General features: G+C 70.1%; 20 protein-coding genes. 4 read left to right on the plus strand and 16 right to left on the minus strand.

Annotated features, from left to right (window positions below):
* Positions 1 to 17: 17 nt before the first annotated feature.
* The 6 genes from VV01_RS08295 to xerD form a co-directional block, all read right to left on the minus strand.
* Positions 18 to 1,100 (minus strand): prephenate dehydrogenase, encoded by a 1,083-nt coding sequence (locus VV01_RS08295; protein WP_050669473.1) that lies wholly within the window; start codon positions 1,098 to 1,100, stop codon positions 18 to 20.
* Positions 1,097 to 2,005, minus strand: a complete 909-nt coding sequence (locus VV01_RS08300) for a pseudouridine synthase (RefSeq protein ID WP_050669474.1) — start codon at positions 2,003 to 2,005, stop codon at positions 1,097 to 1,099. Before VV01_RS08300 ends, VV01_RS08295 begins: the two co-directional genes overlap by 4 nt.
* A complete protein-coding gene (gene scpB / locus VV01_RS08305) occupies positions 2,002 to 2,676 on the minus strand; it encodes an SMC-Scp complex subunit ScpB (RefSeq protein ID WP_082220889.1) in 675 nt (224 codons plus the stop codon). The genes VV01_RS08300 and scpB overlap by 4 nt, the downstream gene beginning before the upstream one ends.
* Positions 2,651 to 3,670, minus strand: coding sequence for a segregation and condensation protein A (locus VV01_RS08310; protein ID WP_082220890.1), 1,020 nt, complete (start codon positions 3,668 to 3,670; stop codon positions 2,651 to 2,653). The genes scpB and VV01_RS08310 overlap by 26 nt, the downstream gene beginning before the upstream one ends.
* Positions 3,671 to 3,675: 5 nt before the next feature.
* Positions 3,676 to 4,587 (minus strand): ParA family protein, encoded by a 912-nt coding sequence (locus tag VV01_RS08315; protein WP_050669475.1) that lies wholly within the window; start codon positions 4,585 to 4,587, stop codon positions 3,676 to 3,678.
* A 64-nt stretch (positions 4,588 to 4,651) separates the two neighbouring features.
* The gene (gene xerD, locus VV01_RS08320) at positions 4,652 to 5,578 is read right to left on the minus strand and encodes a site-specific tyrosine recombinase XerD (RefSeq protein WP_050669476.1); all 927 of its coding nucleotides are present in this window, start codon (positions 5,576 to 5,578) and stop codon (positions 4,652 to 4,654) included.
* A gap of 103 nt (positions 5,579 to 5,681) precedes the next feature.
* On the opposite strand from xerD, the gene VV01_RS08325 reads away from it, so the two are divergent.
* Positions 5,682 to 6,314, plus strand: coding sequence for a hypothetical protein (locus VV01_RS08325; protein ID WP_050669477.1), 633 nt, complete (start codon positions 5,682 to 5,684; stop codon positions 6,312 to 6,314).
* Here VV01_RS08325 and hisS read toward each other — a convergent pair.
* Together hisS and VV01_RS08335 are read right to left on the minus strand one after the other, a co-directional pair.
* A complete protein-coding gene (hisS, locus tag VV01_RS08330; RefSeq protein ID WP_050669478.1) occupies positions 6,282 to 7,631 on the minus strand; it encodes a histidine--tRNA ligase in 1,350 nt (449 codons plus the stop codon). The two genes, VV01_RS08325 and hisS, sit on opposite strands and share 33 nt — an antisense overlap.
* A complete protein-coding gene (locus VV01_RS08335) occupies positions 7,628 to 8,341 on the minus strand; it encodes an MBL fold metallo-hydrolase (protein ID WP_050669479.1) in 714 nt (237 codons plus the stop codon). The genes hisS and VV01_RS08335 overlap by 4 nt, the downstream gene beginning before the upstream one ends.
* 152 nt (positions 8,342 to 8,493) lie before the next feature.
* On the opposite strand from VV01_RS08335, the gene VV01_RS08340 reads away from it, so the two are divergent.
* Genes VV01_RS08340 through VV01_RS08350 form a run of 3 tightly spaced genes read left to right on the plus strand, consistent with a single transcriptional unit; the run spans position 8,494 to position 12,255 of the window.
* Entirely contained in the window at positions 8,494 to 9,228 is a 735-nt protein-coding gene (locus tag VV01_RS08340; RefSeq protein ID WP_231635191.1) for a peptidylprolyl isomerase, read from the plus strand.
* Between the two features lie 5 nt (positions 9,229 to 9,233).
* A complete protein-coding gene (locus VV01_RS08345) occupies positions 9,234 to 10,934 on the plus strand; it encodes a DUF349 domain-containing protein (protein WP_082220892.1) in 1,701 nt (566 codons plus the stop codon).
* Positions 10,927 to 12,255 carry a M18 family aminopeptidase gene (locus VV01_RS08350; protein ID WP_050669480.1) on the plus strand — a complete coding sequence of 443 codons (1,329 nt, stop codon included), beginning with the start codon at positions 10,927 to 10,929 and terminating at the stop codon, positions 12,253 to 12,255. The genes VV01_RS08345 and VV01_RS08350 overlap by 8 nt, the downstream gene beginning before the upstream one ends.
* 39 nt (positions 12,256 to 12,294) lie before the next feature.
* Here the strand turns inward: VV01_RS08350 and VV01_RS08355 are convergent, their stop codons facing one another.
* From VV01_RS08355 to ruvC, 8 genes are all read right to left on the minus strand, one after another.
* Positions 12,295 to 14,601 (minus strand): RelA/SpoT family protein, encoded by a 2,307-nt coding sequence (locus VV01_RS08355; protein ID WP_050669481.1) that lies wholly within the window; start codon positions 14,599 to 14,601, stop codon positions 12,295 to 12,297.
* 82 nt (positions 14,602 to 14,683) lie between these two features.
* Positions 14,684 to 15,208, minus strand: a complete 525-nt coding sequence (locus VV01_RS08360) for an adenine phosphoribosyltransferase (protein ID WP_050669482.1) — start codon at positions 15,206 to 15,208, stop codon at positions 14,684 to 14,686.
* Positions 15,205 to 16,362: a protein translocase subunit SecF gene (gene secF, locus VV01_RS08365; RefSeq protein WP_050669483.1), complete on the minus strand. Its 1,158-nt coding sequence runs from the start codon at positions 16,360 to 16,362 to the stop codon at positions 15,205 to 15,207. Before secF ends, VV01_RS08360 begins: the two co-directional genes overlap by 4 nt.
* Positions 16,362 to 18,212 (minus strand): protein translocase subunit SecD, encoded by a 1,851-nt coding sequence (gene secD / locus VV01_RS08370; RefSeq protein ID WP_050669484.1) that lies wholly within the window; start codon positions 18,210 to 18,212, stop codon positions 16,362 to 16,364. Before secD ends, secF begins: the two co-directional genes overlap by 1 nt.
* Positions 18,213 to 18,219: 7 nt before the next feature.
* Positions 18,220 to 18,618, minus strand: a complete 399-nt coding sequence (yajC, locus tag VV01_RS08375; RefSeq protein WP_082221204.1) for a preprotein translocase subunit YajC — start codon at positions 18,616 to 18,618, stop codon at positions 18,220 to 18,222.
* A 153-nt stretch (positions 18,619 to 18,771) separates the two neighbouring features.
* Positions 18,772 to 19,875, minus strand: coding sequence for a Holliday junction branch migration DNA helicase RuvB (gene ruvB / locus VV01_RS08380; protein ID WP_050669485.1), 1,104 nt, complete (start codon positions 19,873 to 19,875; stop codon positions 18,772 to 18,774).
* On the minus strand, positions 19,872 to 20,465 hold the full coding sequence (gene ruvA, locus VV01_RS08385) for a Holliday junction branch migration protein RuvA (RefSeq protein WP_050669486.1): 594 nt from the start codon (positions 20,463 to 20,465) through the stop codon (positions 19,872 to 19,874). The genes ruvB and ruvA overlap by 4 nt, the downstream gene beginning before the upstream one ends.
* Positions 20,462 to 20,989 (minus strand): crossover junction endodeoxyribonuclease RuvC, encoded by a 528-nt coding sequence (ruvC, locus tag VV01_RS08390; protein WP_050669487.1) that lies wholly within the window; start codon positions 20,987 to 20,989, stop codon positions 20,462 to 20,464. The genes ruvA and ruvC overlap by 4 nt, the downstream gene beginning before the upstream one ends.
* Between the last annotated feature and the right edge of the window lie 109 nt (positions 20,990 to 21,098).

Consider the following 21,098-nt stretch of genomic DNA (forward strand, 5'->3'; position numbering starts at 1 on the left):
CCGCACATCGTCCGACCTCAGTCGTGGACGTTCCAGCCGGCGGCGACGAGCGCCTCACGCAACGGCTCGATGGCCGCCGGGACGACGTAGAGCTCGGCCAGACCGACCGGCCCGCCGCGAGCGTGCTCGATGCGGACGTCCTCGATGCTGACGCCGGCGTCGCCCACGTCGGCGAACAGGCGAGCGAGGGAGCCCGGCTCGTCGGGGATGACGGCGATCAGCGTGGCGTAGGTCGTCGGCGGTGCGCCGTGCTTGCCGGGGATGCGGGCCCTGCCCAGCTGACCGTGCGCGATGGCCTGCGCGAGCACGCCCCTCGCTCCCTCGGTCGCACGGTCGTGCGCGACCTGCTGCAGCGCGGACCGGACCGCGTCGAGATCGGCCACGAGATGGTCGACCACCGGCAGCAGCGCCTCGGCGTTGGCCGCGAGGATCTGGGTCCACAGCAACGGATCGGACGCCGCGATCCGCGTGACGTCGCGCACCCCCTGCCCGGCGAGAGCGACCGCGTCCTCGGGCACCTCGCGAAGCCGGGCCGCGACCAGGCTCGCCGCGACCTGCGGAAGGTGCGACACCGTGGCCACGGCCGCGTCGTGCTCACGCGCACCCATGACCGTCGGGACGGCACCCGCGGCGAGAGCCATGCGGCGTACGAGGTCGTGCGCCTCGCGCGCACTTCGGTCGTGGGGGCAGATCACCCAGGTGCGCCCCTCGAACAGGTCGGCCTGCGCCGCGACCGCACCCGAGCGTTCGCGACCGGCCATCGGGTGTGATCCGACGTAGCGGCCCACGTGCGCGGGGGCGCGTGCGGTGACGTCGTCGAGGACGGTGGCCTTGACCGAGGCGACGTCCGTGACGAACGCGTCGGGCCATCGCTCGAGCTCGTCGGCCACGACCTGACCGGCGACGTCGGGCGGCGCGGCCACCACGACGAGATCGGGCGCCGTGTCGTCGTCGACAACACCAGCGCCGAGGTCACGCGCCAGCGCGACCGCGGTCGGCGAGATGTCGTGCAGCGACACGCGAATACCCTTGCGGGACAACGCGATCCCGATCGAGGTGCCGAGCAGGCCGGTGCCGACGACACGGACGTGCTCGGTCACAGACCGGCGGCCTTGTAGAGCGCAGCCACCTCGCGCGGGGTCAGGGGCCGCAGCTTGCCGGCGCGCAGCTCTCCGAGCTTGACCGGGCCGACGTCGGTGCGTACGAGACTCTCGACCGGGTGGCCGACGGCCTCGAGCATGCGGCGTACGACGTGCTTGCGACCCTCGTGCAGCACGACCTGGACCAGCGCCTTGCCGGGCTGGGAGTCCACGACCTTGAACGAGTCGACCGACACCGGCCCGTCCTCGAGCTCGACCCCCTCGCGCAGCTGCTTGCCGAGGTCACGCGGGATCGGGCCCGGGACCATCGCGACGTAGGTCTTCTGCACGCCGTACGACGGGTGCTGCAGCCGGTTGGCGAGCTCGCCGTCGTTGGTGAGCAGCAGGAGACCCTCGGTGTCGTAGTCGAGCCGGCCGACGTGGAACAGCCTCTCCTTGCGCTGCTCGACGTAGTCACCGACCGATGGCCGTCCGAGCTCGTCGCTCATGGTCGACACGACGTTGTAGGGCTTGTTGAACGCCAGGTAGATGCGCGAGCCGTCGAGCTGCACGCGCTCACCGTCGACGTGCACGACCTGCTTGAGCGGGTCGATGCGCACGCCGAGCTCGGTCACGACGTTGTCGTCGACCGAGACGCGCCCCTCGAGGATGAGGTTCTCGCAGGTGCGTCGGCTGCCGACGCCCGCTGACGCGAGGAGCTTCTGGAGGCGTACGCCGTCGGGGTCGTGGACGTCGACGGCCTCCTTGCGCGGGGTGCGCTCGCGCGGCGGCTGCGTGGGCTGGCTGCGCTTGGTCGTGCCGGCGTTGCCGCTGCGACGCTGACCGCGCTGCGCGCCCTGGCGGGGGCTCTTGCCGCCGCCGCTGGGCTTGCGACCGCCGCCCTGGCGGGGCTGGGCCGGGCTCATCCGTGGCCCTGCTCGACGAGCTCGTCGATCACGTCTGCACCGGGCAGATGTGGTGCGAGCGGGGGCAGCTCCTCGAGCGAGCCGAGCCCGAGTCGCTGGAGGAAGTAGGGCGTCGTGCCGTAGAGCATCGCGCCTCCTTCGGTGTCCTGGCCGAGCTCGTGGATGAGCCCGCGCGTGAGCAGGGTGCGGATGACGCCGTCGACGTTGACCCCACGCACTGCGCTCACACGCGAGCGGGAGATCGGCTGCCGGTAGGCGATGACGGCGAGCGTCTCGAGGGACGCCTGGGTGAGCTTGGCGTGCTGGCCGTCGAGCAGGAACTTCTCGATGACCGGGGCGTAGTCGGCCCGGCTGTATATGCGCCAGCCGCCGTTGATGGCGCGCAGGGTGAAGCCACGCTGCTGCTCGTCGTACTCGCGCTCGAGGTCGCGCAGGTGGGCGAGCACGTCGTCGGGCGCCATCTCGAGCGCGCCGGCGAGCTCTTCGTCGGTGACGGGCTGGTCGACGACCATCAGCACCGACTCGATGGCGGTACGGGCGCCGCCCGGGAAGTCGTTGATGTCGAACGCGATCTGGTCGGGCTCCTGCTCAGCAGGCTCCCCCGCCACGTCGTCGTGCCCGACGGTCGGGTCGTCCGGTGCGTCGTCAGGGGGTGTCGGGTCGTCGCTCACGCGCGTCCTCTCGTTCGTCGTGCGGGGTGTCGCCGGCGTCGCCGACCGCCGGCGGTGCGTCGGGCTGGTCGGTGTCGCCCTCGTCGAACTCGTCGCTCACCTGGACCTGGCCGTCGTCGTCGCCGGTCCAGCGGACCACGAGCTCGCCGAGCGCCTCCTCCTGCTCGAAGGCGATCGCCGCCTCCTTGAACAGCTCGAGCAGGGCGAGGAACCGCGCGACGATCACGAGGGTCGAGTCGGCGTCCTCGACCAGCGTGCGGAAGGACGCCGTACGCCGCTCGCGCATGCGCTCGACGACCTTGACCGCTTCCTCGCGCACGCTGACCTGCGCGGCGTGCAGATGGGCGAGCCCCACGGTCGGCTCGGGCTTGGGGGTCATCGCCTTGGCAGCGATGATCGCGAGCTGCTCGGGCGTGACGTTCATGACCAGCTCGGGCAGCAGGCCGGCGAACCGTTCTTCCAGCCCTGCCTGGCGGGCGGTCATGCGGCCGTAGGTCTCCATCCGGTGCGCGAACGTGCCCGCGACCTCCTTGAACGCGCGGTACTGCAGCAGCCGGGCGAACAGGAGGTCGCGCGCCTCGATGAGTGCGAGGTCCTCGTCGTCGTCCGGTCCGGTCTGCGGCAGCAGGCGGGCGGCCTTGAGGTCGAGCAACGTGGCCGCCACCAGCAGGAACTCCGACGCCTGGCCGAGGTCCCAGTCGGTGTCGTCCGCCTGCGCCTGGCGGATGTGGGCCATGAAGTCGTCGGTGACCTTGGCGAGCGCGATCTCGGTGACGTCGAGCTTGTGCTTGGAGATCAGGCCGAGCAGCAGGTCGAACGGCCCGGAGAAGACGTCCAGGCTGACCTGGAACGGGGCCGAGGCCGCACGTCGGGTGATCACACCGCCGGGTGTCACCTCCGGGGTGGGAGCGGGTGAGGCGTCCGGAGCCGCAGCGGAGTCCTCGTGCACCGCGTCAGCGGCCTCCGACAGCGCGGAGGCCTGGTCGACGGTCATCGGGATCAGGCCGCCTCGCCGCGTGCGATGAGCTCGCGCGCCAGCTGGCGGTAGGCTTCGGCAGCGCCGTGCGTCGAGGCGTACGACGTGATCGGCTCGGCCGCGAGGGTCGCGTCCGGGAACTTCACGGTGCGGGTGATGACGGTGTGGAAGACCTTCTCGCCGAAGTGGTCGACCACGCTCTTGACGACGTCGCGGCTGTGCAGGGTGCGCCCGTCATACATCGTCGCGAGGATGCCGTCGACCTGCAGGCGGGGGTTGAGACGGTCGGTGACCTTCTCGATGGTCTCGACGAGCAGAGCCACGCCGCGCATCGCGAAGAACTCGCACTCCAGCGGGATCAGGACGCCGTGCGCGGCGGTGAGAGCGTTGACGGTGAGCAGCCCGAGCGAGGGCTGGCAGTCGATCAGGACGACGTCGTACTCGTCGAGGACGGGACGCAGGACCCGGGCGAGCACCATCTCGCGGGCCACCTCACCGACGAGCTGGACCTCGGCCGCCGACAGGTCGATATTGGCGGGCACGATGTCCAGGCCAGGCGTCGCGGTCTGCTGGATGACCTCGTGGATGTCGCGGCTGGGCTCGACCAGCAGGTTGTAGATCGTGGTGTCGAGCTCGTGTGCGCGGATGCCGAGGCCGACGGACAACGCACCCTGCGGGTCGAAGTCGATGAGCAGGACCTTGCGGCCGTACTCGGCGAGGGCAGCACCCAGGTTGATCGTGCTGGTGGTCTTGCCGACGCCGCCCTTCTGGTTGCACATCGCGATGATGCGCGCCGGGCCGTGCTGCTGGAGCGGCGCGGGCACGGGGAACGCCGGCAACGGTCGACCGGTCGGACCGGCCTGGCCCTTCTCGGCACCCTCGGTGCCTGGCAGGCGCGCGTGCGACCCGCCCTCGGCTGCAGCCTGAGATGTCACGAGATCACTCCCGGGTTGGATGTCGTTCGGCGTCACGCCGATCGTCGCCCAACCTAACGCACGGTCAAAGGGCGCGGGGATGCGCGTGCGCGAAGACCTCACGCAGCTGTTGCACCGAGACCATCGTGTAGATCTGCGTCGTCATCACCGATGCGTGGCCGAGGAGCTCCTGGACGACCCGGACGTCAGCGCCGCCGTCGAGCAGGTGGGTGGCGAAGGAGTGCCGCAGGGTGTGCGGGCTGACATGCCTCAGGTCGGCTCGGTCGGCCGCACGCTGGATGATCGTCCACACGCTCTGGCGTGACAGCCGGCCACCACGCTGGTTGAGGAACAGGGCCGGTGTCGAGCGGCTCTGCAACGCGGCCCTCCCCCGCACCAGGTAGGTCGACACCGCCTCGGCGGCGTAGCTGCCGAGCGGCAGCACCCGTTCTTTGGAGCCCTTGCCGAGGACGCGCACGCTCATCGCGTCGAGGTCGACGTCGTCGACGTCCAGGCCGGTGACCTCGCTGACACGGGCGCCGATGCCGTAGAGCAGCTCCAGCAGCGCACGGTCTCTGAACGACGTCGGCGTGTCGCCGGTGCTCGCCGCCGACAGCAGCCGTTCCACCTGGTCGACGGGGATGGCCTTCGGGAGCCGTTGCGGCGTGCGGGGCGGTGCGACCGAGCCTGCTGCGTCGTGCGTGGTCTCGCCCTCGAGGGCGAGGAACCGGTGCAGGCCGCGCACGGCGACCAGGCTGCGCGCCGCCGAGCTGGCGGCCAGCGGCCGGTGGTCGGCGTCGCCCTCGCGCAGGTGGGCGACGAACCCGGTGACGTGCTGCTCGGTCGCGTCCTGCGGACCTGCCACACCGCGCGACTGCAGGAAGGCGCAGTAGCGCCGCAGATCACGCTCGTACGCGCGCAGTGTGTGCACGGAGGCACCTCGTTCGACCCGCAGGTGGTCCAGCCACCCCTGCACCGCCCGGTCCACTCCGGCCTCCTTCGTCGGCCGCATTCTGGCAGGAACCACCGACGGAGCCGCCTGCCGTGCGCGTGCGTCGCAGGCGTGACCGGCGCTGAGCCACCTGCGCGGGCATCACCGATGGAAGAGTGAACGCATGCAGCTCTACGCCGACGCCCAGCCGCGTCGTACGCGTCAGATCGTCACCGACGTCCTCGTGCTGGTCTGGGTGCTCGCCTGGATCAAGGTCGCGCTCGAGGTCCGCGACCGAGCGAGCGGCTCGGGTCGGGCCGCCGACCCGATGCGCCGTGGCGGTGACGAGTTCGCGAGCAGCATGTCCGACGCGGGCGACAAGCTGCAGAAGGTGCCCGTCGTCGGCGACACGCTCAAACCGCCGTTCGACCGCGCGTCCAAGGCCGGCAGCGCGTTCTCGCAGGCGGGTCGCGACATCCAGTCCGGGATGGACAACCTCGGGCTGCTCCTCGGCATCCTCGTCGCGGCCCTGCCGATCTGCCTGGTCGTCGCCTTCTGGGCGCAGGCACGGCTGCGCTACGCCCGTGACGTACGCCGGGCCCGCTCGCTGGAGGGCATCACCTGTGCCGACGCCGCGCTCGTACGCCGGGCGGTCGGCCTCGACCTGGACTCCCTCGGTCTGCGTCCGCGGGCGGCGACGACCGCAGCAGCCGCGAGCACCACGGCCGTGGCGACCCCGCCTGAGGACGAGGCAGCCACGGCCGATGACGAAGAGGGTGGCGCGTCAGTCGTCGACGCGGTCCGGGACGACGAGTGAGGGCACCAGGTCGCCCTGCGGCGGAGCCCAGCTCGTGAGGTCGGCGTCGACCTGCTCGCCGGACCGGATGTCCTTGACCTGGTCCTGACCATCGGCACCCGCACCCGGGAACCACACGCACGGGATGCCGCGCCGGTCGGCGAACTGGATCTGCTTGCCGAACTTCGCCGCCTTCGGCGACACCAGCGTGCGAATCCCCCTCTGCCGCAACGCCGTTGCGATGCGGACCGAGCCGGCGCGGCTCTCCTCGTCGTTGACGGCGACGAGCACGGCAGTGGGCGTCTCGCGTGAGGCCGTGAGGCCCTCCTCGCCGATCAGCAGCCCGAGCAACCGGGACACACCGATCGAGATGCCGACACCCGGGAAGGTGCGCTTGCCGTCGGAGGCGAGGGCGTCGTACCGACCACCGGAGCACACCGAGCCGTAGCCCGGGTCGCGCTCGAGCATCGTCTCGTAGACCGTGCCGGTGTAGTAGTCCAGACCGCGCGCGATGCGCAGGTCGGCGACCGCGACGCCGGGTGCGTGCTCGTGGGCGGTGTCGATGACCGACTTGAGGTGGGTCAGCCCCTCGTCGAGGACGTCGTTCTCGACACCGAGCGCCCGGACCTGCTCGACGAACGAGCTGTCCGTCGTACGGATGCGCGCCAGGGCCAGGCACTGGTCGACCTGCTCCTGCGTGCGGCCGGCGGCGAGCAGCATCTTCGCGACACCGTCCTCGCCGATCTTGTCCAGCTTGTCGACGATGCGCAGCGTGCCGATGACGTCGTCGATACCGATGCCGGTGTAGAAGCCCTGGCAGATCTTGCGGTTGTTGACGTGGATCGTGTAGTCGCCCACCGGCAGTCGCGAGAACACGTCGGCGATGACGAGGAGCAGCTCGGCCTCGTAGTGCCCGGGCAGCTCGTTCGCGTCGATGATGTCGACGTCCGCCTGGATGAACTCGCGGTAGCGCCCGCGCTGGGGTCGTTCACCGCGCCAGGCCTGCTGGATCTGGTAGCGGCGGAACGGGAAGGTGAGCTTGCCGGCGTTCTCCAGGACGTAGCGCGCGAACGGCACGGTCATGTCGAAGTGCAGGCCGAGCGTCGGCTCCTTGTCGTCGGCGGGAGCCGCGAGCCGGCGTACGGCGTAGATCTCCTTGTCGGCGTCCTCGCCCTGACTGGACAGGCGGTCGACCGGCTCGACGGAGCGGGTGCTGATCGAGGCGAACCCATGCAGCTCGAAGACCTCGCGGATGGTGTCCAGGACGTGCTGCTCGGCGATGCGTTCGCGGGGCAGCCACTCCTGGAAGCCGCTGATGGGGGTGACCTTGGTGCTCATGCTTCGGGACGTCCTTGGATCTCGGAGAGGTAGGGGTTGGTCACGCGCTCGTGGGCGATCGTGGTCGCGGGTCCGTGGCCGGGCAGCACCAGTGTGGTGTCGGGCAGCGGCACGACCACGTCGCGCAGTGAGCGCTGCATGGCCTGGGCATCGCCACCGGGCAGGTCGGTGCGGCCGATCGAACCAGCGAACAGCACGTCGCCGGCGAGCAGGCTCGAGGACACCTCGGCCTCGTCGGGCAGCCCGTCGGGCACCTCGTCGAGCGAGAACATCACCGAGCCCTCGGTATGGCCGGGAGCGTGGCGTACGCCGATGGTCAGGCCCGCGAGGTCGAGTGTCTCGCCGTCGGTGATCTCACGGACGTCCTCCGGCTCACGCCAGGTGTCGGCCTTGCCGAACTGCTGCTCGAGCATCGCCAGGAGCGGGGCGGAGACCTGGTCGTAGGGGTTCTTCAGCCGGTAGCGGTCGTCGGTGTGGATGTACGCCGCGCGCTCGCCTCCGCAGACCGGGGTGACGGAGTAGGTGTGGTCGAGATGCCCGTGCGTGAGCAGGACGGCGGTGGGCTTCAGCGCCAGCTCGGCGAGCACCTCGCGCAGCTGCGGCTCGACGCCGATGCCCGGGTCCACGACGAGGCACTCCTGGCCGCGTCCGGTGGCCAGGACGTAGCAGTTGGTGCCCATGGCGGCAGCGGGGAAGGCGACGGTCAGCACCCGGGCAGCCTACGGCGATGCACCTTCCGTCACAGCGTCGCCTGCACCTCGTCCACGCGGAACGTCACCACCTCGTGACCGCAACGCGGGCCATCGCGGGCCCGAGGTCCCTAGACTGGCCCGGTCCCGTCACTTCTGTCAGGAGTCACTGCGTGCTGCCCCGATCCCGGTCCTGGTCCGTTGCGGTCGTGGGCGCAGCACTGCTGAGTCTGTCGGTGACCTCCTGCGGCGAGGAGTCCGCGAGCGGCACGAGCACCGCGAGCTCGTCGGTCGCCGCGACGTCGTCCGCCCCGGTGACGCCTGCGGCAGCTCCGTGCAGCAAGCCGCCCGCCCTGCCGTCATCGGTGCCGACGTTCAGCGCTGCTCCTGACAAGGCGGACGCTGCGGGCAAGACCTTCGTCGCAACCGTGCACACGACGTGCGGCGACATCGTGCTCGAGCTCGACGGAGCCAAGGCTCCCCAGACCGTCGCCTCCTTCCGGCAGCTCGCCGAGAAGGCCTACTGGAAGGACAGCCCGTGTCACCGGCTCACGACCGACGGCATCTATGTCCTGCAGTGCGGTGACCCGACCGGTTCCGGCAGCGGCAACCCCGGCTACGGCTACGGCATCGAGAACGCCCCTGCTGACGGCGCCTACCCGGCGGGCTCGCTCGCGATGGCCCGTACGCAGGACCCCAACAGCAACGGCGGTCAGTTCTTCGTCGTCTACGAGGACAGCACGATCGACCCCAGCACCGGCGGCTACAGCATCTTCGGCCACGTCACCAAAGGCATGGACATCCTGGCCAAGATCGCCAAGGCTGGCGTCAGCGGCGGCGGGGCAGACGGCCCGCCGGCACAGCCCATCAGCATCCTTTCGGTTGCTGTCACTGAGAAGAAGGCCTGAGCACCATGTCAGACACCCCGACCGACGACACCGCACGCGCGGCGTCGGCCGACGCGTTGTCCACGGACACTCCGACGCCGGCACCCACCACCGACGAGCAGGCGACCCCCGAGGCGTCGTCCGCCGACCAGGCCACGGCACCTGCCGAGGCCGTGGCCGAGCAGGAGCATCCCTCCCCCGAGCCGGAGTCCGTCCCGGCAGCGCCCGCCGCCGAGGACGAGCCCGCCGCTCAGTCCGAATCTGCTCCGGCGCCCGCGCCCGACACTGCCTCGGACGCCCCGGCGCCCGAGGCGTCGAGTGCTCCCACGCCCGCCTCGGTACCGACACCGGCTGCTGTGCCCACGCCGGCGTCCGTACGCCCGTCGCCTCCCCCACGTCCCGCCGCGCCCAGCCCCGCTGCGGAGGCCGCGGCTGCCGTCGCGCCGGTCGTCGACCCGCTGCACGCCCCGCCCAGCAACGCGGCGTCCTTCGGCCGGGTCGGTGACGACGGCACGGTCTACGTGCGTACGCCCGACGGTGAGCGCGCGGTCGGGTCCTACCCCGGCTCCACGCCCGAGGAGGCGCTGTCCTACTTCGCGCGCAAGTACGACGAGCTCGCGTCGTCAGCGACCCTGCTGCTCCAGCGCGTGACCCAGACCGACCTGAGCACGCACGACGGCTACGAGTCGCTCAAGGCGCTGCGCTCACAGATCGGTGAGGCGCACGTGGTCGGTGACCTCGTTCAGCTCGACGCCACGGTCGAGCAGATCGCCACAGCGCTCAAGGCCAAGTCTCAGGTCGAGGGTGAGGCTCGCGCAGAGGCCAAGAAGGTCGCGCTCGGCAAGCGCGAGGCCGTGGTCGCGGAGGCCGAGCAGATCGCGGCTCAGCCAGTCGAGAAGGTCCAGTGGAAGCAGAGCACCACGCGCATGCGGCAGCTGCTCGACGAGTGGAAGAGCCTGCAGCGCGGCGAGGCCCGTCTCGACAAGGAGCAGGAGAACGCTCTCTGGCAGCGGTTCTCCTCGGCTCGCAACGGTTTCGACAAGACGCGCCGGTCCCACTTCGCGCGTCTCGACGAGCAGCATGCCGAGGCCAAGCAGGAGAAGCAGCGCCTGGTGGCTGAGGCCGAGCGTCTCGCCACCAGCACCGAGTGGGGTCCGACGGCGTCGGCGTTCAAGCGCCTCATGGGCGAGTGGCGTCAGGCCGGGCGTGCCGCACGGCCTGACGACGATGCGCTCTGGAAGCGTTTCAAGACCGCCCAGGACAGCTTCTTCGCCGCCAAGGACGAGGTCGTCGCCGCCGAGAACGTCGAGTTCGAGGCCAACCTCAAGGTCAAGGAAGAGCTCCTGTCCCAGGCTCAGGCCCTCGTGCCGGTCAAGGACCTCGCCGCGACCAAGGCAGCGCTGCGCACGATCCAGGACAAGTGGGACGCGGCCGGCAAGGTCCCCCGCAAGGACATGGACCGCATCGAGCGGGCCATGCGCCGGGTCGAGCAGTCGATCCGCGAGGTCGAGGACGCCCGCTGGAAGAAGACCGACCCCGAGCACGCCGCCCGTGCGCAGTCCATGGTCGACCAGCTCGAGGCTGCGGTCGCGGGCCTGCGCGAAGACCTGGCCAAGGCGCAGGAGTCCGGCAACGCCGGCAAGATCAAGAAGGCGCAGGAGGCGCTCGACGCTCGCCAGCAGTGGCTCGACCAGGCGCGCGGCGGGCTGGAGGAGTTCGGTGGCTGACCGGTCCACCCTTTCCTTCTCCGAGCACGGCTTCACCACCGACGACAGCGCCGACGGACTGTGCGACTACCTCAACGCCAGCCCGTCGCCGTTCCACGCGTGTGAGACGTCCGCCGCGATGCTCGAGGCGGCCGGATTCGTGCGGCTGCTCGAGACCGAGGTCTGGCCGAGCCGGCGCGGACGTTACTTCGTGGTCCGCGGGGGCTCGCTGATCGCCTGGTCCACCGAGTACGCCGCGGATGCGGCCTCTCCCCTGCGGGTCGTCGGTGCCCACACCGACTCTCCCAGCCTGCGGGTCAAGCCGCAGCCCGACGTCGCGCGCGGCGGCTGGCAGCTGCTCGGCGTCGAGGTCTACGGCGGGACGCTGGACGCCTCATGGCTCGACCGCGACCTCGGACTGTCCGGTCGCGTCGCCGTACGTTCCGGCGACGAGGTCGAGGGCCGGCTCCTGCGGGTCGACGAGCCCGTGCTGCGCGTCTCGCAGCTCGCACCTCACCTGGACCGGTCGGTGCGCTCCGAGGGCCTGAAGCTCAACGCGCAGCAGCACATGATGCCTCACTGGGGACTGGGCGAGACTCCTGGCGACTTCCGTGCCTACGTCGGCGAACAGCTCGGCGTGGCGCCCGCGGACGTGCTCGGCTGGGACGTCATGACGCACGACCTCAACCCGGCCGCCCGCACCGGCCGGTCCCGCGAGACGGTCGCCGGCGCGCGTCAGGACAACCTCGCCACCAGCTATGCAGCGACGCGCGCGCTCATTGCGGCCGTCGAGGTCGACCCGGTGCGACCGGTCGTGCCCGTCATCGCGCTGTTCGACCACGAAGAGGTCGGCAGCGTGTCCGAGCGCGGTGCGGCGTCGTCGTACCTCATCACGACCCTCGAACGTGTCGCGATCAGTCTCGGGGGTTCGCGAGAGCACCTGTTCCGGGCGATCGCGGGTGGCGTGGTCGCCTCGGGCGACATGGCTCATGCGACGCACCCCAACTACTCCGAGCGGCACGAGCCGTCTCACACCATCGCCATGAACGGCGGGCCGGTGCTCAAGACCAACACCAACCTGCGCTACGCCACGGACGCGATGGGGGCGGCGGCCTTCCGGCTCGCCTGCGAGCAGGCCGGCGTGCCGTGCCAGGAGTTCGTGTCACGCAGCGACCTGCCGTGCGGGTCGACGGTCGGGCCGATCACCTCGGCGCTCACCGGGGCGACCACCGTCGACTTCGGAGCACCGACATTGTCGATGCACTCGACACGTGAGCTGACCGGCTCACAGGACCAGGCGATGTACGCCGCAGCACTCGCCTGCTTCCTCTCGCCCGCCTGACCCACGTCGCCGGAGGCGTCGAGGCGGGCCCTCGGCGTCTCAGGCGGTGTCGGCGTGCTTGCGCCGGTCGCCGGAGCCGGTCATCCGGTAGACGTCGAACACACCGTCGATCCGGCGTACGGCGCGGATGACGTGGTCGAGGTGGCTGGGGTCGCCCATCTCGAAGGTGAACTTCGAGACGGCGACACGGTCACGGCTGGTGCTGACGCTCGCCGACAGGATGTTGACGTGCTGGTCGGACAGCACCCGGGTGACGTCGGACAGCAGCCGGTTGCGGTCAAGTGCCTCGACCTGCAGCTGCACCAGGAACATGCTCTCGGCCGACGGCGCCCACGCCACGTTGATGAGCCGCTCGGGCTGTGACAGCAGCTGCTCGGCGTTGGTGCAGTCGCGCCGGTGCACCGAGACGCCCTTGCCCGTCGTGACGAAGCCGATGATGTCGTCACCCGGCACCGGCGTACAGCAGCGGGCGAGCTTGATCCAGACGTCGTCCGTGCCGACCACCGTGACGCCGGGATCGTTGATGCGCTTGCGCACCGAGCTGGGCGTGGTCGCCTCGGCGATGTCCTCGGTCGTGCCGTCCTCACCACCGAGCGAGGCGACCAGCTGCTTGACGACGTGCTCGGCCGACACGTGGCCGTCGCCGACCGCGGCGTACAGCGCATCGATGTCGGTGTAGCGCAGCTGGGTCGCGACATTGGTCAGCGACTCGTGCGACATCAGCCGCTGCAGACCCATCCCCTGCTTGCGTACGGTGCGGGCCAGCTGCTCCTTGCCGGACTCGATCGCTTCTTCGCGACGCTCCTTGGAGAACCACTGCCGGATCTTGTTGCGCGCCCGCGGACTCTTGACGAACGTGAGCCAGTCGCGACTCGGGCCGGCGCCGTCCGCCTTGGAGGTGAGGATCTCGACCACGTCACCGTTGTCGAGGGTGCTCTCCAGCGGCACGAGCCGACCGTTGACCCGGCCACCGATGCAGTGGTGGCCCACCTCGGTGTGCACCGCGTAGGCGAAGTCGACCGGCGTGGATCCTGCTGGCAGACCGATGATCTCGCCGGTCGGGGTGAACACGTAGACCTCACGGCTGCCGACGTCGAACCGCAGCGTCTCGAGGAACTCGCCCGGGTCTGAGGTCTCTCGCTGCCACTCCAGCAGCTGACGCAGCCACGCCATGTCGTTGATGGGGCCGGCGTCGCTGCCCGCCTCGTCGCCGGCCGCGATCTTGCGGCCGTCCTCCTTGTACTTCCAGTGCGCAGCCACGCCGTACTCGGCGCGTCGGTGCATCTGGTACGTGCGGATCTGGATCTCGATCGGCTTGCCGTCCGGGCCGATGACCGTCGTGTGCAACGACTGGTACATGTTGAACTTCGGCATCGCGATGTAGTCCTTGAACCGCCCGGGCAAGGGGCTCCACCGCGTGTGGATCGTGCCGAGGACGGCGTAGCAGTCGCGCACGGAGTCGACCAGGACCCGCAGCGCGACGAGGTCGTAGATGTCCTCGAAGTCGCGGCCGCGCACGATCATCTTCTGGTAGACGCTGTAGTAGTGCTTGGGTCGGCCCGTGACGGTGCCCTTGATGCGTGCCGAGCGCAGATCGGCCGTCACCTGGTCGCGCACGCCGCGGAGGTACTCCTCACGGGCCGGAGCGCGGTCGGCGACCATCCGCACGATCTCGTCGTAGACCTTGGGGTAGAGCGTCGCGAACGACAGGTCCTCCAGCTCCCACTTGATGGTGTTCATGCCGAGGCGGTGCGCGAGCGGCGCGAAGATCTCGAGGGTCTCGGTCGCCTTGCGCTGCGCGGACTCGGCCGAGACGTAGCGCCAGGTGCGGGCGTTGTGGAGGCGGTCGGCGAGCTTGATGACCAGCACCCGGATGTCGCGGGCCATCGCAATGACCATCTTGCGAACGGTCTCGGCCTGCGCGGCGTCGCCGTAGGTCACCTTGTCGAGCTTGGTGACTCCGTCGACGAGCATCGCGATCTCGTCGCCGAAGTCGGCCCGCAGCTGGTCGAGGGAGTAGTCGGTGTCCTCGACCGTGTCGTGCAGCAGCGCAGCGGCCAGCGTGGGCGGCGTCATGCCGAGCTCGGCCAGAATCGTGGTCACGGCCAACGGGTGGGTGATGTAGGGGTCACCGCTCTTGCGCATCTGCCCGCGGTGATAGCGCTCGGCGACTTCGTACGCCCGCTCGATCAGGGCCGTGTCGGCCTTGGGATGGGTCGTGCGCACCGTGCGCAGCAAGGGTTCGAGGACCCGGTTGCTGCTGCTCTGCCGAGGCCCACCAAAGCGCACCAGACGGGCGCGAACACGCGACGTGCTCGGCGCCTGGTGCCGAAACTCCTCAGCCATGGAGTGAGTCTAGAGGGAGCCTCGAGGTGGACGGCACCACCGTGCACAGCCCGCGCCTGCGAATGAGCTGCTGCGAGAGCGGTCAGACCGCCGCGATGGCGTGCACGTCGTACGACGACAACAGCTCTCGGCCACCGAGGAAGGTGAGCTCGAGCAGCATCTCGATGCCGGCCACCTCGCCGCCGGCACGCTCCACCAGGGCGCACGCCGCGGCCGCCGTACCACCCGTTGCGAGCACGTCGTCGAGGACGAGCGCACGCCGGTGGGCGGCGAAAGCGCCCGTGTGGACCTCGATGGTGGCCGTGCCGTACTCGAGGTCGTAGGTCTGCTGAACGGTGTCGCCGGGCAGCTTGCCGGCCTTGCGGACCGGGACGAACGGCACGCCGAGCGCCAGGGCCACCGGCCCGCCGATGATGAAGCCGCGCGCCTCGACGCCCGCCACCGCGTCGACACGGCCGCGGTAGCGGTCAGCGACATCGGCGACCACGGTCGCGAACGCCTTCGGCGCCGCGAACAGCGGTGTGAGGTCCTTGAACAGCACCCCGGGCTGAGGGAAGTCAGGGACGTCACGGGTGTGCTCCAGGAGGAGCTCGCCCGTCGAGGTCACTTGTCGTCCCGGTCGAGGCGTGCCAGCGGGTGCGTCTCGCGCTTCTTGGTGCGGGTCGCACGTGCTGCCGCAGCGGCTGCGGCACGCTCGGGCTCGACGACGCCGGAGGCGGACTCACCGGGGCCTGCCTTGGGCGTGTTGGCCTCGGTCAGGGCCGACCGCTGCGACACCTGGTACGCCTTGGCGCGGCGAGCGAGCTCCTTGATCGACGGCTCACCGCGGCGCAGGTCGGTCAGCAACGGCGTCGCGATGAAGATCGAGGAGTACGCACCCACGGCGATACCGATGAACAGCGACAGGCTGAGGTCGAGCAGGGTGCCCGCACCGAGCATCGTGAAGCCGACCACGAGGACCGCCGCGATCGGCAGCAGACCGATGACCGTGGTGTTGATCGAGCGCACGACCGTCTGGTTGACCGCGTAGTTGGCGGCCTGGTCGTAGTTGCGCTGACCCGTGGCGAACGCCTCGTGGGTGTTCTCGCGGACCTTGTCGAAGATGACGACCGTGTCGTAGATCGAGTAGCCGAGGATCGTCAGGAAGCCGATCATCGTCGCGGGCGAGATCTCGAAGCCGGCGAGGGCGTAGATACCGACCGTGAAGAAGAGGTCGTGCAGCACCGCGATGATCGCGGCCAGCGACATCTTCCACGTGCGGAAGTAGATCGCGAGCACGACGCTGAGCAGGGCGAGGAACCAGATCAGCGACTGGATCGACTTCTTGGTGACGGTGTCGCCCCAGGACGGGCCGATGAACTGCGAGTCGACGTTGCGCGGTGAGACCCCGAACTCCTGGGCCAGCGCCGTGGCGACCTTGTCGTTGTCGGCCGCGGTGCCGCTGCCGAGCTTCTCGGTCTGGACCCGGATGTCGCTGTCACCGATCTTGGTGATGATCAGGTTGTCGTCGGTGCCGGTCGCCTTGCGGACGGTGTCCTCGGCGCGCGTGTCGTAGTCCTGGGTGTTCTGCACACCGCGGACCTTCAGCTCGGCGCCTCCGGTGAACTCCAGGCCGAAGTTGAGACCGCGGCCGAACACACCGGTCGCGGCGACGACGAGCAGGACGGCTGAGATGGCGTACCACAGCCGACGTCGACCGATGAAGTTGATCTGACGCCGACCGGTGTAGAGGTCGTTGCCGAACTGGGCGAAGCTGGCCATCAGACCTGCCCTCCTTCTGCCGCGCGGCGGTCAGCGATGGTGACCCGGCCCCGACCGGCGTACGTCACGCCCTTGGCTCCGAGGCGTTCGGGGTCGAACCCGGACCACTTGTGACCGCCGCCGAAGAACTTCGTCCGGGCGAGCAGCGTGAGCAGCGGGTGCGTGAACATCATGACGATCAGGATGTCGATGAGCGTCGTGAGACCCAGGGTGAACGCGAACGCCTTCACGTTGGACTCGGACAGGATGTACAGCACTGCGGACGCCAGGAAGTTGACGACGTCGGAGATGATGATCGTCCGTCGCGCGCGCTGCCATCCGCTCTCGACAGCAGCCTTCAGCGGGCGTCCGGATCTGACCTCGTCTCGGACGCGTTCGAAGTAGACGATGAAACTGTCGGCCGTCATACCGATCGCCACGATCAGACCGGTGACACCGGCCATCGTGAGCCGGAAGTTGTTGAGCGTGCCGAGCAGCGTCACGGCGCCGTAGGTGATCACTGCCGAGACCAGCAGCGAGGCCACGGTCACCAGGCCCAGCGCGCGGTACTGGAACAGCGAGTAGATGATGACCAGGACCATGCCGATCGCGCCGGCGATCAGGCCCTTGTGCAGCTGGTCCTGACCCAGCTGAGGGCTGATCTGGTCGTTGGTGAGCTCCTTGAACGAGAACGGCAGGGCACCGAACTTGAGCTCGTCCGCGAGCTGCTTGCCGCTGGACGGCGTGAACGACCCGGTGATCTGGGCCTCGCCGTTGGTGATGGCATCGTTGGTGCCGAGCGCTTCGAGCACCTGGCCGTCGACGATGATCGCCGACTTGTTCTGGGGGCTGTCCTGCTGGAAACCCGCCAGACGGCGCGTCATGTCGCCGAAGGCCTTCTTGCCCTTGCCGTTGAACTTCAGGTTGATCTGCGTGCCACCGGTCTGCTGACCCTGCTGGTTGGTGGCCGGGCCGGAGGTCGCATCGCTGATCGTGTCGCCCTTGACCTCGACCGGACCGAGCAGGAACTTCGCCTGACCGGTCTGGTCGCACATCACGACCGGCTGGTTGGCGGGACTGGTCGAGGCTGCGAGCCGGGTGTCGCTGTCGGAGCAGTCGTACACCTGGAGCAGGTCCTGGTAGGTGTCGCCCTGCTCGACCACCCCAGCCTTGACCCAGTTGGCCGACACCGGCTGACTGGCCCACTTGGTGTCGCTCGGGTTGGCGGGCTTGGTCGAGGCGGCCGGAGTGCTCGTGGCCGGCGACGCAGGGCTGCTCGGCGTGGGCGTCGGGGTCGGCGTCGCCTGCGAGAACGCCTGCGGGTAGACGCCGTTGGCGCCGCTCGTCGGCGAGCTGCTGACCTTGGGCGTGGCCGTCGACGAGCTCCCGGCCGAGGGCTTGGCGGTGGGCTTGGGAACGCTCGGCGGCTGCGGCAGGCTGCGCGGAACCGGCTCGTTGGTCGTCTGCGAGATGACTGCGCGGAAGGAGAGTGCGGACGAGCGGGCGAGCGAGCTGAGCATCTCCTTGGAGGGCTCACCCGGCACCGAGACCACGATGTTGCGCTCACCGAGCGTGGTCACCTCGGCCTCGGCGACGCCGGTGCCGTCCACGCGCTTGCGGATGATGTCGACCGCGCGCTCGACCTGGCCGCTGTTGACCTGCTGGGCGCCCTCGGCGACCACCGGCTCGAGCGTGATCTGACGGCCGCCCTCGAGGTCGAGGCCGAGCTTGGGCGACCACTGACCCTTGGGGTCGGCGAAGGCCGTGCTGGCAGCCACCCCGCCGAAGAGCGCGACGATCAGCAGGAGCAGAACAGCGAGGACCGACTTGGAGTGACCGTTGGAGCGGCCACCGCGAGAACGAGTTGCCACGGGTACCTCAGGATCCCTGGGCCGGGGTGGAGCCCGGGCCGGATGAGTCGGAGTCGTCGTTGTCAGCAGGGGCGGGGCCATCGCCCTGCGACTGGCGGTCGGCGTCGCCGGCAGGCGATCCGGTCACGGTGGGCGGCACGATCGCACGACGGTCGAACCTCAGCACGACACCGTCGGCGACCTCGATGCTGCCGACCTCGTCGTCGAGCGCGACCAGACGGCCCAGCAGGCCGGACGTCGTCGCGACGGCGTCGCCGACGTTGAGCTCGGACTGCGCCTGCTGGAACTGACGGCTGCGACGCCGCTGCGTCCAGAACATCAGGCCGATGAGCAGCAGCGGAAGCAGCAGGATCAGCAGGCTTCCGGCGCTACCGCCCGATTCAGAGGCTGTCGCCAGTGACGGCATCACGTGTCTTTCCTCACCATGGTTGGTCGGTCACGACCGGCGTATGCAGGCACCGCACACTTCGGATGCCGGGCCAACGGCAGAGTGTAGGTGAGCCGCACCACCGACCCAACTCTGGGTGGCCGCCGATGTCGGCGGCGACCGCGGGTGGAGTCAGAGGGCGAACCGGCCTTCTCCCTCGTCGAACGGCAACGGTGTCGCGGAGGTTCCTGGGCCGTCGGGTGGTGTCAGCCCGAGGTGTTCCCAGGCGCCTGGAGCGGCTGCCCTCCCCCGCGGTGTGCGGATCATGTAGCCCTCGCGGACCAGATAGGGCTCGGCCACCGTCTCGACGGTGTCGGGCTCCTCTCCGACAGCGACAGCGAGGGTCGACAGGCCGACCGGTCCACCGCCGAACCTCTTGCACAGGGCCTCCAGCACGCCGCGGTCGAGCCGGTCGAGCCCTCGGGCGTCGACGTCGAACAGCTCGAGGGCAGCGCGCGCGGCCGCATGATCGACGACGCCCTTGCCGTGCACCTGGGCGTAGTCACGGACGCGGCGCAGCAGGCGGTTGGCGATACGGGGCGTGCCCCGGGACCGGCCGGCGATCTCGTCGATGCCTTGGCGGGTCGCGTCGACGCCGAGCAGGTCGGCGTTGCGGGTCAGGATCGCCGAGAGGTCCTCGGCCGTGTAGTAGTCGAGATGGCCGGTGAACCCGAACCGGTCGCGCAGTGGCGCCGGCAGCAGACCTGCGCGGGTCGTCGCGCCGACGACCGTGAACGGCGGCAGCTCCAACGGGATGGCGGTCGCGCCTGGTCCCTTGCCGACCACGACGTCGACCCGGAAGTCCTCCATCGCGAGGTAGAGCATCTCCTCGGCGGGCCGCGCCATCCGGTGGATCTCGTCGAGGAACAGCACCTCGCCTTCGGCCAGGGACGACAGGATCGCGGCCAGGTCGCCGGCGTGCTGGATGGCCGGACCGCTGGTGATGCGGATGGGCTGCTCGAGCTCGGCCGCGATGATCATCGCGAGCGACGTCTTGCCCAGCCCGGGCGGCCCGGAGAGCAGCACGTGGTCCGGCGGAGCGCCTCGTCTGCGGGCGGCCTCGAGCACGAGGGCCAGCTGGTCGCTCACCCTCGGCTGTCCGGGGAACTCGGCCAGCCGGCGAGGTCGCAGCGCCGCCTCGACCCGTCGTTCGTCAGCGTCGCCGCCCGGGTCCACGATGCGCGACGTCGCGTCGTAGGAGTCGTCGCCGTGCCGCTCCAGGCCGTCGTCGGTCATCGACCCAGCTCTCGCAGGGCGAGGCGCAGCATGGCTGACACCTCGGAGGCGTCGGGCTCGACCTTGAGAACCTTGTCGACGGCGTCATCAGCCTGCTTGGCAGACCAGCCGAGCCCGACCAGCGCCTCGGTGACCTGACCACGGGCCGGTGATCCGGCGGACTGGGGTACGGCGGCTGCCTCGCTCGCAGTACCGCCCACCTTGTCGCGCAGCTCGAGCACGATGCGCTCCGCGCCCTTCCTGCCGATGCCGGGCACCTTGGTCAGCGCGAGCACGTCGCCGCCGGAGATCGCGACCCGCAACGTCTGCGGTGGGTGCACCGCCAGCATGGCGAGCGCGAGCCGCGGACCGACGCCGCTGACCGTCTGGACCTGCTCGAACAGGTCGCGCTCGGCGGCCTCGCCGAATCCGAACAAGGTGAGCGAGTCCTCGCGCACGACAAGGGAGGTGTGCAGCTGAGCCTCCTGCCCGTGCCGCAGTGACGCCGCGGTGGCGGGCGTGGTGTGGACGAGCATGCCGACTCCGCCGACCTCGACGACGGCGTGGTCGAGACCCACGGAGGCGACCGCACCCCTCAGGCTCGCGATCACCGGCGTACTCCCGCGCGCTGCCGAGCGACGGCCTGGGCGAGGCGGTCCTGCGCTCCCCCACGCCAGACGTGGCAGATCGCCAGGGCGAGAGCGTCGGCGGCGTCCGCCGGCTTGGGAGCGACGTCGAGGCGCAGGATGCGCGTGACCATGCTGGTGACCTGGGCCTTGTCGGCGCGGCCGTTGCCGGTGACCGCGGCCTTGACCTCAGAGGGCGTGTGCATCGCGAGCGGCAGCCCGCGGCGCGCGGCCGCGAGCATCGGAACGGCGGAAGCCTGTGCGGTGCCCATGATCCCCTTGATGTTGGCCTTGGCGAAGACGCGTTCGACGGCGACCGCGTCCGGCTGGTGACGCTCGACCCACTGCTCGAGCTCGGTCTGCAGGGCGAAGAGACGCTGCGCCGGGTCGTCGTCGACAGGAGTGCGAATCACACCGACCGCGACGAGCCTCAGCGGCTGGCCGATACCGCCGTCGACCACACCGACACCGCAACGGGTCAGGCCGGGGTCGACACCCAGGACACGCACCGGGACTCCTTCACGCGATCGGGCTCGACCGAACAGGTGTTCGGTCGAGCCCGACGTTATCGTGCCGGCGCCGGCGATGGCCGCAGCGGTGGCGGCGTGTCCGGTCGTC

The organism is Luteipulveratus halotolerans, from assembly GCF_001247745.1.
Lineage (GTDB): Bacteria > Actinomycetota > Actinomycetes > Actinomycetales > Dermatophilaceae > Luteipulveratus > Luteipulveratus halotolerans.

Bases quoted from the DNA above. Each gene is read 5' to 3' on its own strand.
- VV01_RS08300 (WP_050669474.1), bottom strand. From the start codon at position 2,005: ATGAGCCCGGCCCAGCCCCGCCAGGGCGGCGGTCGCAAGCCCAGCGGC.
- VV01_RS08310 (WP_082220890.1), bottom strand. From the start codon at position 3,670: ATGACCGTCGACCAGGCCTCCGCGCTGTCGGAGGCCGCTGACGCGGTG.
- xerD (WP_050669476.1), bottom strand. From the start codon at position 5,578: ATGCGGCCGACGAAGGAGGCCGGAGTGGACCGGGCGGTGCAGGGGTGG.
- VV01_RS08325 (WP_050669477.1), top strand. From the start codon at position 5,682: ATGCAGCTCTACGCCGACGCCCAGCCGCGTCGTACGCGTCAGATCGTC.
- hisS (WP_050669478.1), bottom strand. From the start codon at position 7,631: ATGAGCACCAAGGTCACCCCCATCAGCGGCTTCCAGGAGTGGCTGCCC.
- VV01_RS08345 (WP_082220892.1), top strand. From the start codon at position 9,234: ATGTCAGACACCCCGACCGACGACACCGCACGCGCGGCGTCGGCCGAC.
- VV01_RS08355 (WP_050669481.1), bottom strand. From the start codon at position 14,601: ATGGCTGAGGAGTTTCGGCACCAGGCGCCGAGCACGTCGCGTGTTCGC.
- secF (WP_050669483.1), bottom strand. From the start codon at position 16,362: ATGGCCAGCTTCGCCCAGTTCGGCAACGACCTCTACACCGGTCGGCGT.
- yajC (WP_082221204.1), bottom strand. From the start codon at position 18,618: ATGCCGTCACTGGCGACAGCCTCTGAATCGGGCGGTAGCGCCGGAAGC.
- ruvB (WP_050669485.1), bottom strand. From the start codon at position 19,875: ATGACCGACGACGGCCTGGAGCGGCACGGCGACGACTCCTACGACGCG.